Here is a 771-nt window from a genome sequence, read left to right on the forward strand (position 1 = left end):
AGCTTCACGCCGCGCAGGCCGCGGCGCGTCAGCTTGCGCAGGAACTCGGTCCAGATCGGCTCGGCCTCCGACGTGCCGATCTCCATGCCGAGCACCTCGCGCCGGCCGTCCGCGTTGACGCCGACCGCGATGATGACGGCGACGGAGACGATGCGCCCGCCGCGACGGACCTTCAGGTAGGTTGCGTCGATCCATAGATACGGCCAATCGCCCTCGATCGGGCGATCAAGGAAGGCCTTCACCTTGCCGTCGATCTCCTCGCACAGCCGAGAGACCTGGCTCTTGGAGATGCCGCTCATGCCCATCGCCTTGACCAGGTCGTCGACCGACCGGGTCGAGATGCCCTGGACATAGGCTTCCTGGATCACCGCCGTCAGCGCCTTCTCTGCCATGCGGCGTGGCTCCAGGAAGCCGGGGAAGTAGGACCCCTTCCGCAGCTTCGGGATGCGCAACTCGACGGTGCCGGCGCGTGTCTCCCAGTCCCGGTCGCGGTAGCCATTGCGTTGTGCGGTCCGGAGTGGGCTCTTCTCGCCCCAGGCGGCACCTGTGGCGGCGCCGACCTCCATCTCCATCAGCTTCTCGGCCGCAAAGCCGATCATCTCGCGCAGCAGATCCGCATCCGCGCTCTTCTCCACGAGCGCGCGCAGGTTCATCATGTCGTCGGTCATCGGTGTTCCTTCCAGAAAGGGGTTGGTGTCGACAACCAGACCCTACCGGAAAGCGCCGATGACCACCGCGCTACCCAGCTACACCACGTCCAGGGACGTCACC

General features: G+C 66.1%; 1 protein-coding gene. It reads right to left on the reverse strand.

What is annotated here, in order from left to right:
- Positions 1 to 668, reverse strand: a 668-nt coding sequence (locus EJC49_RS14060) for an IS256 family transposase (protein ID WP_126700573.1), incomplete at its 3' end; no start/stop codon positions are given.
- Between the last annotated feature and the right edge of the window lie 103 nt (positions 669 to 771).

The organism is Aquibium carbonis, assembly GCF_003970795.1.
GTDB classification, from domain to species: Bacteria; Pseudomonadota; Alphaproteobacteria; order Rhizobiales; family Rhizobiaceae; genus Aquibium; species Aquibium carbonis.